The organism is Alterotamlana spongicola (genome assembly GCF_035818475.1).
In the GTDB taxonomy this organism is placed as follows: Bacteria; Bacteroidota; Bacteroidia; order Flavobacteriales; family Flavobacteriaceae; genus Cognatitamlana.
In genome coordinates this window covers 85,197-101,655 of the sequence record NZ_JAYMGV010000005.1, presented here as the reverse complement: position 1 = coordinate 101,655, position 16,459 = coordinate 85,197, and the positions used below count along the sequence as shown (strand labels likewise).

Below are 16,459 nucleotides of genomic sequence, written 5' to 3'. Positions count from 1 at the left end.
GACTTTTTGATAATAGCTAATCAAAATTATTAATTAAGTAAGAGGGAAACAATACTAACATGTTAGTATTTTATCATAGCAAGTCAAAATGAAAAGCATATTTGTAGAGTTCTGTAAAGGTACTTGCATCTAATTTTTCAAAAATCCGTTGCCTATGTGTCTTTACGGTGTTTACCGAAATACAAAATTCATCTGAAATCTGTGGAGCGGTTTTCCCAATAGCCAATTCTTTAAGAACTTCTTTTTTTCGTTTTGTTAAAGACTGGAATTTTTTAAAATGCTTTTTAAAAAAAGTATGTTCTTCTAATACTTTTTCGATTAATACAACGTGATTTCTCAGGTCTTTGATAGGGTGGGTAATAGAAATTAACCCTAATTGAGATAATTTGCAGTTAGTAAAATACCATTCGTGATGTTTTCCATAAACCGCTTTAAAACGTTGAAAAAAACTAAATGATCTCGTATTATCTTTTTGTTCAACATATTTTTGCAATAAAGGAGGAATACTCAAAAATTCATCTGGATGTATGATTTTTTGTAACATGGGAACACCACCCGAAATAACTTCTTCAATAGGATGTTTGTATATGTTTTCTCCAGATTTGTCCATGAAACTCACAGAAAAATCCTTTAAAGAATTTACATGTAGAGATCCAGGTAAAAGGTCTCCTATTTCCTCAAGAGTCAATTTCTTTTTTAATAAGGAATCTATTTTGTAAATGGATTTATGTAAGGATTCTTGATCTTCTTTATGACTGGATTTACGACTCATTAATCTGGTTTAGCTTCACTGAAGTAATTAATGTAATCAACTCAAATTTTCATAAGTAAACAATACTAACATGTTAGTATTTTGTTATAGCAAATCAAAGTGAAATGCATATTTATAAAGTTCAGTAAAGGTATTAACTTCCAGCTTCTCAAAAATGCGTTGTCTATGTGTTTTAACGGTGTTCACCGATATAAAAAACGCACCTGAGATTTGTGGAGCCGTTTTACCAATAGCCAATTCTTTGAGTACTTCTCTTTCTCGTTTTGTTAAAGACTGAAATTTTTTAAAGTTTTTTTTAAAAAAAGTATGTTCTTCTAATACTTTTTCTATGATAGCTCCATGATTGCGTAAGTCTTTTACTGCGTGAGTAATAGAAACTAACCCAACATCTGACAATTTGCAATTAGTAAAATACCATTCATAGTGCTTCTTTCCTATACCCTTTAACCTTTGAAAAAAACTTATGTTGGAAGAAGCGTCTTGGTTTATGACATATTTTTGAAGGTGAGGCAAAATGGCTATAGTATCTTTATGATGTATGACCTTATCCATAATTTCATAACCTTCAGCTTTCACTACATCATATGAACATTTATAAACATCCTCTCCAGATTCGTCAAAATACTGTAAAGAAAAATCGTCAAGAGCATTTAAATGTAACGTACCAGGTAACAACTCTCCAATCTCTTGCAAAGATAATCTCTGTTTAAAAAGGGTATCAATTTTATAAATTGATTTGTGCAAGGATTCTTGTTCTTCCTTATGACTGGATTTACGGCTCATTAATTTGGTTGAATAATGCTATTTAGTAATAGTCTGACAAAATCAAAAACATTTAGGGTATAAAGCTCTAAAAATCAGTTTATGTGAGAAATAATTAATCCGTCAATTATAAGTTAACAAAAAACTAACCCCAATTTCTGATAAACATTACTAAGATTTAATATCTTTACGATACTATCAAATGATACTATCGTAAATGAAGCCACCATACCAGGTTACCGATAACATTTTAGAATTAGTTGTAGCTATTTCTGAGCGATTAGGGGAAATAAATGCAACTCATTTATATAAGCCACCAACCGAATTAAGAAAAAAGAACCGTATTAAAACCATACAATCCTCTTTAGAGATTGAGGGTAATACGCTAACAGAAGAGCAGATTACGGCACTTTTAAACAATAAACGAGTGATTGCACCACAAAAGGATATTTTGGAGGTTCAAAACGCTATAAAAGTATATGAGCAGCTACGAATGTTCAATCCAAATAAATTAAAAGACTTAGAAAAGGCTCACGCCATTTTATTGCATGGCTTAATTGAAGATGCAGGAAAGCTGCGAACTAAAAATGTTGGTATTGTTAAAGGTTCAAAAGTAGAACATCTTGCCCCAAGTGGAGATATGGTTAAGGGTCTCATGCATGATTTATTTAACTATCTTAAAACAGATAAGGATATTTTACTAATCAAAAGCTGTGTATTTCATTATGAATTTGAATTTATACATCCATTTTTAGATGGTAATGGACGTATGGGGAGATTGTGGCAAACATTAATTTTAATGCAACAATACCCGGTATTTGAGTTTCTACCAGTAGAAAGCCTGATTAAAGAAAATCAGGAGGAATATTATAAGGTATTGAGTATGTCTGATAAATCGGGGCATTCAACACCATTTATTGAGTTTATGCTAAACATTATACTTCAAGCCTTAGGAAACCTATTGAAAACCCAGAACAGAACACTTACAACGCGAGATAGGATTGAACTATACAAAGATATCATAAAGGACAACCAATTTAGTCGTAAGGACTATTTGCATAACTTTAAAGATATAAGTCAGGCAACTGCTAGTAGGGATTTAAAATGGGCTGTAGAACAACAAATACTGTCTAAAACCGGAGATAAAAGATTAACAAAATATCAATTTAGATTATGATGAAGTATAAGTTCATTGATTGGTAACACTATTTTATTTATTAACAATGAAAATGAAGAAAATATTACCAAGCTAAAAAAACAGAAGCTATTTTTTTGTGTCATATTTACACCTCATACTACTTAAACCCTTATAAAATAAGGAAAGTTATATATTGTATTGAGAAGTAACCTATATGAATCAACAAACATGAAGAATAAATGTTACATCTTAACTATATTTTCTGTGTCGTTCGTTACTTTATGTTCTCGAGCTTTTCTTTAGTAATTAATCGATTATTGATCTTTACTAGAAGAAATTTCGTTAGAAAGTATCATTTCTAATTCTTCAGCTTTGACATTTTTAGCAATAATTTTTCCGTTCTTGTCCAAAAGAAAATTTGAAGGAAGCGATGATAACTGGTATTGATTGTAAATACTATAATTTGGATCATGAACCTGTTTCCATGGAAGTTTGTCCATTTTGATTGCTTTCTTTAAATCCTTATGACTTTTATCAATACTTACACTAATAACTTCAAATTTTCTGTTTTTATATCGATTATAAATATCTACAATTTTTGGGTTTTCAATTCTACAAGCACGACACCATGATGCCCAAAAATCTATGAGCAGATAGATGCCTTTAAAATCTTTCAAGCTAACTTTAGAACCATTTAGCAGTGTCGTGTTAATATTAGGTGCATCTTTTCCTATTGAAGTTATTGAAGCTCTATGAATTCTAGCGGAAAGTGACTTACTCATGCCGCTATTTGGATATTTATCACGTAATACGATATTCATTTCTTTTAAAAAATCAAGATTTTTGTTTAGATCAAAATACTGCAATGCATCAAAAGCTTGAGCTGAAGCTCCCATATCTCGAACGGAGTCTTCCATAGCTTTTATAAAGCTTATCAAAATCTTTTCTTTTGCTATCTCTAGTTTCAAAAGTTTAGCTTTATCATTTGTTTTCATTGCCACGTCTAAATCTTTGATCAACTTTCCAAAATACTTCTCGTTAAGAGTTTTAATGGTTTGCTCAAAGTTGGACTCTACGGCATTTTGCGAGTTTATATTAATTTTATTGTCAATTATTAGGTCAATGAGCCCCTCTCTCTCAACAGCTATTCTTAACTTTTTGCCAGTGTTGGTTTCAATTAAATAAATAGAAGGTTCAGAGAATATGCTAGTAAATTTATTATCCGGATACTGAGAAAAATTGTTGAATGATTTAATTTTTTCCATTTTACCCTGATCATAGTTATACTTCTTGATTTGAACATGTTCAACTTTATTAGATGGTACTTTGATCTTAAAAATTGTTTGAGAGGACTGTGCATGTATTTGTCCTATTATCAATATAAAAAGGCACATTGTGGTTTGAATAAACTTCATATTTAAAGATTTTATTCAAACATAGGCACAGAAGTTCTTAGTTAGGTTCTCATTCGCGAATGTGGACTTATTTAGTTGAAAGAAAAGGGTTGTGATCTACGCTACTTAAATGAAAACTTTTATTTGTACTTCGATTTGAATTCTGTTGGTGTTAAGCCCGTTTTTCGTTTAAAAGCAGTATTGAAAGAAGATTTTGAATTAAACCCGACACTATACATGACTTCCAAAATTGTTTCTTTATTATCTTTTGGATTCATGAATCGCCGTTTTGCTTCAATAATTCTGTGCGTGTTTATGAAGTCCACAAAATTTTTGTCGTAATAATCATTTATTAGCTCTGAGAGCGTCCTTTTTGGTATACCCAACTCTTGACTTAGCGTTGTGATTGTTAAATCTGGATTTTCAAATGTTCGGGTTTCTTTAATATGATCTTCAAGTTTATTAACTATTATTTGGTTCTCTTTGAGTGTTGTATTTAATCTTTTTCTAGAAGACATTGATTGAGACAGTACAATATCTTCTTCTTTCAAACCAATTAAATTATTGGAAGACATAAAGCCTTTGAAATAGAGAATGTTTATTATTAAAAGGATTAATATAAAAACAAAATTTTCGGTTGGAATCAATTCTATATTTAAAAAGAAAAGCGTAGACTGTATTACATCTAAAGCTGTAGTGAATGAAAAGATTATTAAAACCCATTTTAGCCAATTTAAGCTTAGTGATTCTAATTTAGAATAATTGTCTTTGATTGCTTTTTTATATTTCGCTAACTCTAAAAAACAAAGTATTAAATATGTCAAGATATGCAGTGGGTAAAGTATATAAATATAGTTTTGAACAATGTGCTTTCCAAAAATTAATGATGTTGTAAGAACGATTAGCGATAGGGCAAAATGGTATAAATACTGAGGCTTTAATTTAAAATCCTTTTCAGTAATTGATTTACTATACATAAACAATAATGGGCCATATAAGAAACCATAAACGCAATTAATATTTTGAAAAAAATCAATAGCGATATCTTTACCTGCTAAAAAAAGACCTAAAACCTGAAAAGAAAGCACACTAATGATTGTTGCTAAAAGGTTATTGCTTTTTGATTTTCTTTTATTTGAATTAAGTATAAAAAAAGACAGTAATGTCCCTTGAAATACTATGATAATATAGATGACATTAGTATATGAAAGCATTAATTAAAAATTAAAATGACACATCACTTTTCAAATTTATATTCTGAGACTTAAACATTACTGTGTATGACGGCTAAACAAAAATAGAGCATTACTATTGCTATTTATCATATTTCAAATGATTTGGTTTTTGTTTTAATATATATTTTGGGTCTAATTAATAAAGCTTTAAAGACTAGACAACTTTTTATTGCTCTTTCTAATTTTTGTACTAAACTTGATTCAATCAATGTATTAATCTGTATATATACATGGATACCTTTTATTGCCTTTGGTTTAATGGATAACTCTTTTTTCACTACTAACTCTATATCTTTTAATGCTACACTATTTCTCTTTAAAATTGCGCTTATTGAAGTAGCTAAACAAGTTCCTAATGCAGCGACTAATAAGTCAGTTGACGAAAATTCATTTCCTAAACCTCCAAACTCTTTTGGTGTTTGGGTAATAATGGTTGTATCAGATTGATTGTGCTTCACAAAGCATTCTTTCGTACTGTTATATATAATTTTCAATTCAGTCATTAGCCATATTTAGTGTTTAGATAGTAGTCAAATAATACGTTTAATTGAAACGGTATATTGAAGTATAACAATGACTCCAAAAAACAGACAAAGTATAGATGTGATTGATCATAATCATTAAAAAAATACTATTCCAAAAAAGCGCTAAACAAATGATAATTATAAGAAAATAATTTAATAATTTATTTTTTATTTATCTACAAATATTAGACTTCTGTTAGTTATAGGCGTTCGAATTCATGCACTCGAACTATATTTTCTGAATTTTGTTAATTAATTAACACTTAATGTCCTAAAGTACCTATGGATAGGTTTATGTATCCGAATCCTAATTTCATAATTTCCGCTTCTCGTTTGGATTACAAGTCCTGATGTTGAGTCTTGAACAAAATAATGAGGAGCTCACGATCTATTGCTTAAAACAAACATTAGTAAGATCTAATATCTTTGTGATACTATCATAAAGGACAACCAATTTAGCCGTAAGGATTATTAACAATATTAGTCAGACTACAGCCAGTAGGGATTTAAAATGGGCTGTAGAACAGTAAATTTCATCTAAAACCGGAGAAAGGATTAACTAAATATCTAGGCAAATAATCTAAAATTGTCCCGAATTTGCACCTTTTTTTTGAATGTCCGTTTTGTGTCATAATGCTATTTTTTAGCGTCATTCCGAATTTATTTCGGAATCACATTAAGTTGATTGTTAAATTATTATAATGAGAACCTGAAACAAGTTCAGGTTGATGTAGCTCTTTATGATTGATTAAGGATATTTAAGTTTTTTTTAACAAAAATTCTTATCAAATGTTAAGTTTTAGTTAAAAAACGACTAAAGGGCTTAAAGTAATTTCAACGAATATTTTATGTAGTTCAGCTATAGTTAACATATGGTAAATTTAAAAGGTTAGACTAATAATACTTTTATTTATTAAATAACCTCTGAAAACCTACGGATAATTATGGAATTTATAATGAAAGAAAGTCTGGCTACTGATGAAATAATTATATGGAATTTAAATGTTGAAACTTTAATTTTTGACCTTGCAAGTTTGAATTTTGGTAATGCAAATGTGACGAGCTGTAGTTTTAAAAAATTTACAGCTTTAATTAAATATTGTTTTAGAGGGTATTTTATAGAAGCTCTTAAAGAATTTGAAGAATTTTTAAACAATAGGTTTTTTCGTGTTAAAAATAGCATTTATCATATGGAAATAGTTCTACCTATTCATATAAATAATAAGAATTTCACCTATTCATTATTAAAAGTTATACCAGAAACTAACAAAGGTAAAATTAAAGACTTTTGCTTTGTTCTAACACCAATTAAGGAGTATAATAATGAAGTTATAAGTATGCAAGTATTCAAGAGCTTCGTAAAATGCAATAACACTACAACGTATGTCAAGAACCGTATTTTCATTAAAACTATTTTTACGTTTTCACAAGAAAAAGTATTTTTTCTCTTATTAGAAGAAAAAGGCCTTTCTTCTTCCTGTATTGCTGAGGATTTAAATAAAGATATTTTGGCAATTGATAAATATAAAATAATGATTCATAATAGATTGTCTCATTTTTTTGATATTAATTTCAATACTGTTTATGATGCTGTTGATTACTATAAGAAATGCTTTGAAAATAACATATTTAATAACAAGACTATTACAAGAGAAAATAATTACTTATAAAGCCCTCTATATTTTATGGAAAACAAAAAACCCAAATACAGAAAAATATGCCATTACATTTTATTAGTAAGTATTATTTTATTGCAAATTCTGGTTGCTCTTATTTGGTGTAATGAATCTGATAATGAAAACGAAATTTCCGGGGTTTTTAACAACTTATCAGCTATAAATAAAGTATTAGAATTTACTAATAATATCAATAGTTTTTTTGTGAATTCCCAAGAGCATTTTGACGGTTATATTGAAGAAGGGAATGAAGCTTCATTAAATAAATATAAATATGCTTTGAATGAAATGGCCTGTATACTTGATAGTTTAAATATTATTTCTGACCACGATAAAGTATTTAAAAGCATATTAGCAAGTGTACATGAAGAAGAACATGATTTAGTTGCTTTAGATTCAACAATTAATGCCATTTTGGATAAGCAAATAGATTTGAAACCAGAAACTATTTCAAATCTGTTTAAGTTTAATACGTTTGAATACAACTCTATTTTAAGTAGTATAGATGTTAATTATGAAGAAGAAATTGATAGTGTTTCCCGTAAAGGTTTGTTTGCCAGAGTAGGTAAGGCTATTGCAGGAAAAGCCGATGTTCAAAAAGAACGATTAAAGATAACGGTTACCATGAAGTATAAAGATGAGCCGTCATCCGGGAGTATAGAAGAACAAATGGCTGAATTATTTTCAACAACAAACAATTATTATAAAAATGAATTTAAGAATTTAAAATATTCTTTTTTAAGTTTAAGAGATAAAAACTTAGAGGTTATAACACTAAATAATCAGTTGTTTAATCTAAGTCAAAAAGTACTCTCCAATTTAACAAATGCATTAAGTATGCTTCAGGCTAATAATCAAAAAACCTTGTTAAATGAATTTTACTCTATAAAAGTTGTTAGAAATTATGCCTCAATAATATTAATTCTGCTGATGATAGTCATATCATTTGTGCTTTTTAATTTCACCCGTATGGCATTCCAGTATGAAACTCAATTAACAAACGCACAAAATAAAATAACACAAAGTTTAAACTTTAAAAATAGAGTAATGAATATGTTAAGTCATGATGTGCGTTCACCATTAAAAATAATTTCCATTTATAGTAATAAAATAAGTAAAGCCGTTAAAGATATTGATATTGTGAAGAGTTTTAAAGGTATTGAATATACAGCAAATTCACTGTTGCTTATGACAAACCAAATATTGGAATTTTATAAAAATGAAAAAAGAAAGCTTCAATTAAAAAAGAAAAAGGTCAATCTTAAAACAGAGTTAGACCAAATAATTTCCACTATAGCACTGTTGATCGAGAATAAGGGGAATGAGATCCAAATAAACTCTCATGTAAGTGAAGCTTTTGAAGTATTTACCGATATTCCAAAAATTCATCAGATTTTTCATAATTTAATGGGAAATGCTAATAAGTTTACTGAAAATGGTTTAATAATAATAACCTTAAATCTGGTTCCAATTTCAAATGATAAAGTAAGTCTGGAAGTTCTAATTAAAGATGACGGTATTGGTATAGCAAATAGCGATTTGGAGAATATTTTTGAACCCTATTACCAAGGTGTAATTTCAGAAAACGTTAATGATCTAGGTGTAGGTTTGGGGTTAAACTTATGTAAGGAAATCATAGAATTGTTTAGTGGGCATATTGATATTCAGAGTATAGAAGGAGAAGGAACTATTGTTAGATTTAATTTAGTAATTGATGTTATTAAAAAAGAATATTTAGCTAATAATGCAGTGCTTGTTTTTGAATAAACTAAGTATGTATATTAAAATTAAAGATTATGTTAAAGAAGGTTTTATTAGTGGATGATCACTTTGTTGTCAGAACAGGTGTAAGCATGATTTTAGAAGATAATATTGATGATTTGAAGGTTTATACAGTTAGGAACTATGTAGAAGCTATACACTTTTTAAAAGAAAATGATGTCAATTTAATAATATTAGATATTGATATTCCGGGAGGAAAAAAAGCAAAAATGGTTCAAGAAATAAGAAGCATTCAACAAGAGGTTAAAATATTAATGTTTAGCGCTTTTGAAGAAGAAGTTTATGCATGCAGATATATTATGGCAGGAGCTAATGGCTATTTAAATAAGCAAAGTGAAGAGCATGAAATCATACAAGTTGTTAATTCCATATTGAATACCGGGAGTTATTATACAGACAATATTGTTAACAAAATTGTAAAAGCATCTATTGATAAAAAATCAATAAATCCTCTTGAGAATTTATCAAAAAGAGAATTGGAAGTATATATGTATTTAATAAAAGGAGAAGGAAATATTGAAATAGCGAATAGGTTGGGATTAAGAGTCTCAACTGTGAGTACATATAAAAAAAGAATATTTGAAAAGTTAGAGGTATCAAACTTTACAGAGCTAATTTCTTTTAGCAAAGTATATTAAATAATAAGCGTCTTATTCTAATGATTGTTGTTAAAGCATCAAATAAACACTGATAAAGGGTTTAGTCTTCAGTTCTACATACTAACTAAAAAAATGACAATTATTTCTTAAAACAATTTACAGTTTTAAAGATTTTGAGTAAAGGGGGTAATTCATATGTCCTTTTTAATTAATAATATTTGCCTGTAGTTCAGCTTGCTACATTAATCCTTGTATTTACTTAAAAAAATCAACCAAAAAAGAAAGTTGTTTTAATAATATAGACCCTAATTATAGATGTTCAACTTAACTATAATTTTGTTATAATGTCATTACAAACAAAGACACTTTGAATCAATTCATATAGCATCACTATAAAGTTGAGGTATGAAAACATATTTAAAAGTAATCCAAAGACTACACGTATGTAGATTGAAAACTATAAGCGTTTACAGATAGCTTATAGTAAACTATCTTTTATTTGCCTTTAAGGTATTAAACTTAGATGTCTCAGGTTAAAAAAATCCATTATGTAGTTATAGTACTACTTATGTGTAGTTTTAAAACTATTTTATAACTGGACATATTTCTACGAAAAACTCGAACTATTACTACTCGAAATCCATGAGGTTTAAAGGCTGTTAAATGTAATTTTATATCATAATAATTTAGCTAGGAATAGAGAATTATTTGATTAAGGTTTAACAATAAAATGATAATGGAAGCTTTCTAAAAAACTATATGAATTTAATTTTTACAACGCTGGAAATGAAGATTATTTTTTTCACACTGTTTTTTGTACTGATAGGATTGTTGGCTTTTTTAATTGTTAAGTATATAAAGCTAATAGAGAGAGAGCTTAATAAAAGCGCTAAAAATGATTTTAACGATGACTTATAAATGTTGAATATTAAGCAATACATGAAACCATTGTTTGTATCGCTTGGTTTTTGAGTTATTAAAATTTTGAATTAAAAGTTTTCAAGATGAGGAAGAAAGAACATGTTATAGATCCGGTACTTATTTGGGGTTTGGATACAGACGAGTCAGGCTTTAGCCTTTTAAGTTCTAATTTAAGAGTTTTAGAAGATATAAACCTCGATTATAACAACTTTGTCTCATTAATAAAGCCTTGTTTTAAAAATTATTTTTTAAAGATATTTAAAAACTTTGAGATTTTTCTTAATAGCTCTTTTGTGAAGAAGAATCGCAGTGATTATTGCATGAAAGTAGTTTTACCGATTCAATTAAGACACGATTATTTTTCATATGCCTTATTAAAGGTCATTCCTAATACTACCAATAAGGGAGGTGTGTATTTTGTATTGACACCAATTAAGGAATATGATAATGAGGTTATAAATGTTAATGTATACAGAAATTTTAAAAAATATGATAAAGCCACTGAATTTGTAAAAAGCCATGTTTTGATAAATCAAATGCTTACCAAAATGCAGGAAAATGTTCTTGTCTATTTGCTAAGAGATAAAAAGTATACGGTGAAAACAATAGCACTTTGTATGGATAAAACAGAAGCTAGCATTAATAGATGTATTGCTGGCTTAAATGACAGATTGAATCATTTTTTTGGCATACAGTTTAATAATATAGATGACGCAGTAATCTATTATAAAAAATGCTTTTGCTAAGAATGAAATGAAATAATAAAAAATCCCCCTTTTTATGGAGCTTTAAATATGAAGTTATGTTAGGGTTGTACCTTCAATAAAGCTCTCTTTTAATACGGTTGTTTTACTAACATCATATTGCAAGGGTTTGTGAGAGCTAAGCAAAGTGAAAAGGGGATTTTTAAAGTATAAATAATAAAAATTAGTAAAACCTTAGTTATATACCCTTCCACTAAAGTGGTGTTTAAAGTTTTGGTTCGTTATAACTTTTAACGCTTATGTCTATTAATTAAATAGGATTGGTCATCGTATTTGGGATTTATATAATAGAGAGTAGTGTAGTGGAAGGGTTTTTTAAATTATAAAATAGAATCCATGTGTAAGTATATAGATTGTTTAAAGCATATATTAAGTTCAATAGAAGTTGAATTGTGTGAAGAAGACATAAAATGTTTCGCTTCTCAGACTTGCGAGCATAGTTTAAAAAAAGGAGAATTTATAACGAAAAAAGGAGAGTTTGAAAAGAATATTTATTTTTTAAAGAGTGGTATTGTAGAATATTATAGAATAGTTGAGGATGATACTAATAGGAATGTGTATAAACAAACAACTGAGATAGCATTTCCAAATGAGATTGTTGGAGAATTTGAATCGTTTATTACAAATAAAGTATCAAAGTATAATATTGTAGCTTTAAGTGATGTAAAGTTAATTAGTATTTGTTACCAAGCATTAAATAAGCTTTGCAATCGTAGCGAAGACTTTAAGCTTGTTATTAAGAAAATTATTGAAAATCAATATGTAAAAAAGAGAGAAAGAGAATTTAACTTGTTAACCAAGACAGCCGAAGAACAATACAACCTACTTTTAACCAAAAGCCCGGAAGTAATACGAGATACACCATTAGGAGTGATTTCATCTTACTTGGGAATAACTCCACAATCACTAAGCCGAATTCGCAGGAAGTGTAATTTTCTTTTGCGTTAATATGTTCTGAATAAAGCACAATATTTACAGAAAAAGTTCTCTTGATTAATTTGTTTATACAAATGTAAAGCCCCTAAACTTCTGTTTTTAATTAGTTGAATTAAAATATAGAGTTCCTGCCTCTTCAGGTTTATCCCTTTCTTTTTGGATATAAGATTATGGAAACAAAATTGAAAAAAATAATGACAACAGGTTCCTTAATCTCAGTGTGTTTTGGCATGGCTATCAGGGCACAAACTACTAATATTGGAGAGCTGTACATTAACCCAGGGACTCAGTTTTCTACAATAATGCCCTTTAATAATACACCTTCGGGGGTATTTATCAATGATGGAGATGCTTATATATATGCTAATTGGAATAACGATGGCGTTGTTGATTTTTCAGGAGCTACCGGTTTAACACGTTACGTTGGAGATACGGTACAACAAATTACCGGAAGCCAGGCCAGTTATTTGTACAATTGTTTATTTAATAATATTGCAGCCCAACACGCTTTTGAACTTAGTGGAACTATTAGTATAACTAATGAAGTTGAATATAATAATGGAATTGTAGATAATGAGAGCTATGGAGGTGATTTTATATTTGAACAAGAAGCAATCCATGTTAATACTAATGATGATAGCCATATAAATGGTCCGGTTATAAAAAATGGAAGCACTTCATTTACATATCCAGTTGGAGCTGGTGGATTTTACCGTTTAGCTGGTATTTCTGCACCAAATACAGGATCAGAAGTATTTACTTCAAAGTACTTTTTTGAAGATACCAATGTCAATTATCCAATAGCCAAACGAAGTTCAAGACTAGAGCATATTGATAATGCAGAACATTGGCTTATAGAACGAACAAATGGTAATACAGATGTGTTGATAACCCTATCATGGAATAAAGCTATAACCCCAGAAAGTATAATTACAGAACCATACAATGCAATACATATTGCAAGGTGGGATGACGATCTGAAATCATGGGTCGATGAAGGAGGTTTGGTTAATAAAGATGCACAAACGGTGACTACAGCGGTAAATAAATATGGTGTCTTTACTCTAGCGAGAATCAATGATGATAATATGTTACCATGTGGTTTATTAGTACATAACCTTATCACGCCTAATAAAGATGGTATCAACGACTATTTAAAAATAAAAACAGCAACGGGAAGAGCTTCTTGTGTAAAAAGGTTAGGCATAAAAGTTTTTAATAGATGGGGTATAAAAGTATTTGAAAGTGATGATTATGGCGTTGATGGTAATGTGTTTTCTGGTTTTTCAAATGGCAGGTTAACTATAAGCAAAAACAACAAGCTTCCCACAGGAACTTATTATTATATACTAGAGGTAGACTATACAAATGGTGATACCTCAATGGTCCAAACAGTTAAAAAAGCTGATTATTTATATATAAATGGAGGTCATAACTAATTAAAAACAAATGAAGTCCCTAAAAAAGATATGCTCATGTATTGTGATAACTATTTGCGGAGGTCTCTTTACAATAATTTCAAGTTTTGCTCAACAAGATGCTCAATATACACAATATATGTACAACACAGTGGCTATAAACCCGGCTTATGCTGGAAGTAGAGAGGTGTTTAACATTAATTCTATCTATCGTGCACAATGGGCTGGTATAAATGGTGCCCCTAAAACTTTAACAGCTTCTTTAAATACTCCTGTAGGGCAACGGGGTATTGGGTTAGGGGTATCATTTTTTAATGACGAAATAGGGCCATCTCAAGAAAGTAATTTTGCTGTAGATTTTGCATATAGAATTAGAATCTCAAATACTACTAAATTATCATTTGGGCTTAAAGGTGGTTTTAATCTATACAATGTCAATTTTACAAATTCTACATTGAATTATGATCCATCTGATCCCAATTCAGCAGATATTAATAATGAATTTTCACCAATAATTGGTTTAGGAGCATATTTAAGTAGTGATAAATGGTATTTAGGAATGTCTAGTCCCAATTTGTTGGAAACCAAGCATTATAATGATAATGTATTAGTGTCCACCGCATCAGAAAAAGCTACTTTTTATTTTATAACAGGTTATGTGTTTACGCTGAATGACACCACTCAATTTAAACCTGCAGTATTAGTAAAAGGAACATCAGGAGCTCCATTAGCTATTAATAGCTCTGCAAATTTCTTGTTTAATGAAAAACTTATGTTAGGTGTAGCCTATAGTTTGGATGCAGCAATAAGTACTTTAGCTGGATTTCAAGTGTCAGATCAAATCATGATAGGCTATGCTTATGATTATGATACTACAGATTTTAGTAATTACAATTCCGGTTCTCATGAAATAGTTCTAAGGTTTGAACTGGCAACAACCATTAATAAAATTATTAACCCCAGATTTTTTTAATACAATATCATGAAAACATTTTTCCAATAGCTTTAATACTATGTTGCTTTTTAATCACTTTGGTAAAAGGACAACAAAGAAGTCTTTAAGCCCTATTGTTTCAAAGACATATAAAGAATTATTAACATTTATTATATCTATAAAAAAGTGAAATTATGACAAAAAAGCTTAATCTATTAGTAATTATGATGTTTTCATCGGTAATCTTGTTTGCCCAAGAAAACCTGCCGGGCAAAGCAGAACCAGGGAAATGTTATGTAAAGTGTATTACCAAGAATGAATATAAAACTGTAACAGAAGCCATTGAAGTATATCCTGCATATACCAAATTAGAGGTAGTGCCGGCCACATATAAAACAGTTGAAGAGCGTGTTATAGTAAAAGAAGCTTCAAAAAAATTTGTTTATGTACCGGCTGTATATGAAACTGAAGAAGTATCATATATCAAACAAGAAAGTAGTAGTGATTTAAAAATTATACCGGCATCTTTTACAACGGGTAGTAAAACTGTTGAAGTGTATCCAAAAACAGGAGGTTGGGAATACAAAGAAATTACCTGTGACTCTCCAAATAAAGATGACTGCGTAGCAGCCTGTTTTATAGAATACCCTGCTCAATTCAGAAATGTTAACTATACAGCTCTTGTGAAAGATGCTACAGTTTCTAATGAAAAAACACCTCAAAGTTCTGGTTCTTATAAAAAAAGAGTTATAAAAACTCCGGCAAGGGTAGATGAAATCGAAATTCCTGCAGAATACAAAACCATTAAAAAGTTGGTTGTAGATTCACCGGCAATAACAAAAAATGTAAAGGTACCAGCACAGTATAAAGAAGTATCAAAAACCATTATAACAAAAAAAGGAGGTATTACTACTTGGGAAGAGGTAGATTGTGAATTATTAGATGCTAATATTTTACCAATATTTTATGAGTTAGGAAGTGCTCGCCTTACACCAGCTTCAAAGAGAACAATAGATGAAACCTTACTACCATTACTTAAAAGTAAACCAATAAGCATTGAGATTATGTCTCATACTGATTCAAGAGGACATGACAACTTCAATATTATATTATCTCAACAACGCGCTAATTCAGTTGTGAACTATTTAGCGTCAAAAGGCATTTCAAAAAGCCGCTTATCAGCAAAGGGTTATGGAGAATCCAGGTTGGTTAACCGTTGTGAAAATGATGTGGACTGTTCTGAAAATGAACACCAAAAGAATAGACGAACAGAATTTAGAGTATTAGAAAATTAGTAGTTATTAAAAACCAATTAACCCATTAGTATAATTTAAAAGCCAATTTAATTTTGAATTGGCTTTTACTTTTTTTATATTTCATTATAGTGTCATTACGAGGCCCCAGGGCGAAGTAATCTGCCTGTTGTTACTTATACCGTTTTGCGAGAAGGCAAAACGAAGCGGTTTAGTCCAAAGAAAGGTCATTTCAAGGTATGGTAATTTATTCGACTTTATACCAGGTTATTACCCATTTCAGCTATTGCAAGGACAAAGGACGAAGCAGCCTTTTCCAAAAAAAATCACCCAAAACTCAACAATAATTAA

General features: G+C 29.5%; 14 protein-coding genes. 9 read left to right on the top strand and 5 right to left on the bottom strand.

Annotated elements, in window-relative coordinates:
* Window positions 1–73: 73 nt before the first annotated feature.
* Window positions 74–772: a response regulator transcription factor gene (locus VOI54_RS17045; RefSeq protein ID WP_326284418.1), complete on the bottom strand. Its 699-nt coding sequence runs from the start codon at window positions 770–772 to the stop codon at window positions 74–76.
* Window positions 773–856: 84 nt separating this feature from the next.
* Complete coding sequence (locus VOI54_RS17040) at window positions 857–1,555, bottom strand: response regulator transcription factor (protein WP_326284416.1); 699 nt, start codon at window positions 1,553–1,555, stop codon at window positions 857–859.
* 196 nt (window positions 1,556–1,751) lie between these two features.
* On the opposite strand from VOI54_RS17040, the gene VOI54_RS17035 reads away from it, so the two are divergent.
* Complete coding sequence (locus tag VOI54_RS17035; RefSeq protein WP_326284414.1) at window positions 1,752–2,711, top strand: Fic family protein; 960 nt, start codon at window positions 1,752–1,754, stop codon at window positions 2,709–2,711.
* Window positions 2,712–2,986: 275 nt separating this feature from the next.
* Here the strand turns inward: VOI54_RS17035 and VOI54_RS17030 are convergent, their stop codons facing one another.
* From VOI54_RS17030 to VOI54_RS17020, 3 genes are all read right to left on the bottom strand, one after another.
* Window positions 2,987–4,087, bottom strand: coding sequence for a TlpA family protein disulfide reductase (locus tag VOI54_RS17030; protein WP_326284413.1), 1,101 nt, complete (start codon window positions 4,085–4,087; stop codon window positions 2,987–2,989).
* 119 nt (window positions 4,088–4,206) lie between these two features.
* Complete coding sequence (locus VOI54_RS17025) at window positions 4,207–5,154, bottom strand: helix-turn-helix domain-containing protein (RefSeq protein WP_326284411.1); 948 nt, start codon at window positions 5,152–5,154, stop codon at window positions 4,207–4,209.
* Window positions 5,155–5,387: 233 nt separating this feature from the next.
* Window positions 5,388–5,804, bottom strand: a complete 417-nt coding sequence (locus VOI54_RS17020) for an OsmC family protein (protein WP_326284409.1) — start codon at window positions 5,802–5,804, stop codon at window positions 5,388–5,390.
* Window positions 5,805–6,769: 965 nt separating this feature from the next.
* On the opposite strand from VOI54_RS17020, the gene VOI54_RS17015 reads away from it, so the two are divergent.
* From VOI54_RS17015 to VOI54_RS16980, 8 genes are all read left to right on the top strand, one after another.
* Window positions 6,770–7,495, top strand: coding sequence for a hypothetical protein (locus VOI54_RS17015; RefSeq protein WP_326284407.1), 726 nt, complete (start codon window positions 6,770–6,772; stop codon window positions 7,493–7,495).
* Between the two features lie 15 nt (window positions 7,496–7,510).
* Window positions 7,511–9,268: a sensor histidine kinase gene (locus tag VOI54_RS17010; RefSeq protein ID WP_326284405.1), complete on the top strand. Its 1,758-nt coding sequence runs from the start codon at window positions 7,511–7,513 to the stop codon at window positions 9,266–9,268.
* Between the two features lie 29 nt (window positions 9,269–9,297).
* Window positions 9,298–9,921 (top strand): response regulator, encoded by a 624-nt coding sequence (locus VOI54_RS17005; protein WP_326284403.1) that lies wholly within the window; start codon window positions 9,298–9,300, stop codon window positions 9,919–9,921.
* A 965-nt stretch (window positions 9,922–10,886) separates the two neighbouring features.
* Entirely contained in the window at window positions 10,887–11,549 is a 663-nt protein-coding gene (locus VOI54_RS17000) for a hypothetical protein (protein WP_326284402.1), read from the top strand.
* 354 nt (window positions 11,550–11,903) lie between these two features.
* Window positions 11,904–12,515 (top strand): Crp/Fnr family transcriptional regulator, encoded by a 612-nt coding sequence (locus tag VOI54_RS16995; RefSeq protein WP_326284400.1) that lies wholly within the window; start codon window positions 11,904–11,906, stop codon window positions 12,513–12,515.
* A gap of 182 nt (window positions 12,516–12,697) precedes the next feature.
* On the top strand, window positions 12,698–13,942 hold the full coding sequence (locus VOI54_RS16990) for a T9SS type B sorting domain-containing protein (RefSeq protein ID WP_326284398.1): 1,245 nt from the start codon (window positions 12,698–12,700) through the stop codon (window positions 13,940–13,942).
* Window positions 13,943–13,952: 10 nt separating this feature from the next.
* Window positions 13,953–14,894 carry a PorP/SprF family type IX secretion system membrane protein gene (locus VOI54_RS16985; protein WP_326284396.1) on the top strand — a complete coding sequence of 314 codons (942 nt, stop codon included), beginning with the start codon at window positions 13,953–13,955 and terminating at the stop codon, window positions 14,892–14,894.
* Window positions 14,895–15,049: 155 nt separating this feature from the next.
* On the top strand, window positions 15,050–16,150 hold the full coding sequence (locus VOI54_RS16980; protein ID WP_326284394.1) for an OmpA family protein: 1,101 nt from the start codon (window positions 15,050–15,052) through the stop codon (window positions 16,148–16,150).
* The last annotated feature ends 309 nt before the right edge of the window (window positions 16,151–16,459 follow it).

Bases quoted from the DNA above. Each gene is read 5' to 3' on its own strand.
- VOI54_RS17040 (WP_326284416.1), bottom strand. From the start codon at position 1,555: ATGAGCCGTAAATCCAGTCATAAGGAAGAACAAGAATCCTTGCACAAA.
- VOI54_RS16995 (WP_326284400.1), top strand. From the start codon at position 11,904: ATGTGTAAGTATATAGATTGTTTAAAGCATATATTAAGTTCAATAGAA.
- VOI54_RS17045 (WP_326284418.1), bottom strand. From the start codon at position 772: ATGAGTCGTAAATCCAGTCATAAAGAAGATCAAGAATCCTTACATAAA.
- VOI54_RS16990 (WP_326284398.1), top strand. From the start codon at position 12,698: ATGACAACAGGTTCCTTAATCTCAGTGTGTTTTGGCATGGCTATCAGG.
- VOI54_RS16985 (WP_326284396.1), top strand. From the start codon at position 13,953: ATGAAGTCCCTAAAAAAGATATGCTCATGTATTGTGATAACTATTTGC.
- VOI54_RS17010 (WP_326284405.1), top strand. From the start codon at position 7,511: ATGGAAAACAAAAAACCCAAATACAGAAAAATATGCCATTACATTTTA.
- VOI54_RS17020 (WP_326284409.1), bottom strand. From the start codon at position 5,804: ATGACTGAATTGAAAATTATATATAACAGTACGAAAGAATGCTTTGTG.
- VOI54_RS17015 (WP_326284407.1), top strand. From the start codon at position 6,770: ATGGAATTTATAATGAAAGAAAGTCTGGCTACTGATGAAATAATTATA.
- VOI54_RS17030 (WP_326284413.1), bottom strand. From the start codon at position 4,087: ATGAAGTTTATTCAAACCACAATGTGCCTTTTTATATTGATAATAGGA.
- VOI54_RS17005 (WP_326284403.1), top strand. From the start codon at position 9,298: ATGTTAAAGAAGGTTTTATTAGTGGATGATCACTTTGTTGTCAGAACA.
- VOI54_RS17000 (WP_326284402.1), top strand. From the start codon at position 10,887: ATGAGGAAGAAAGAACATGTTATAGATCCGGTACTTATTTGGGGTTTG.
- VOI54_RS16980 (WP_326284394.1), top strand. From the start codon at position 15,050: ATGACAAAAAAGCTTAATCTATTAGTAATTATGATGTTTTCATCGGTA.
- VOI54_RS17035 (WP_326284414.1), top strand. From the start codon at position 1,752: ATGAAGCCACCATACCAGGTTACCGATAACATTTTAGAATTAGTTGTA.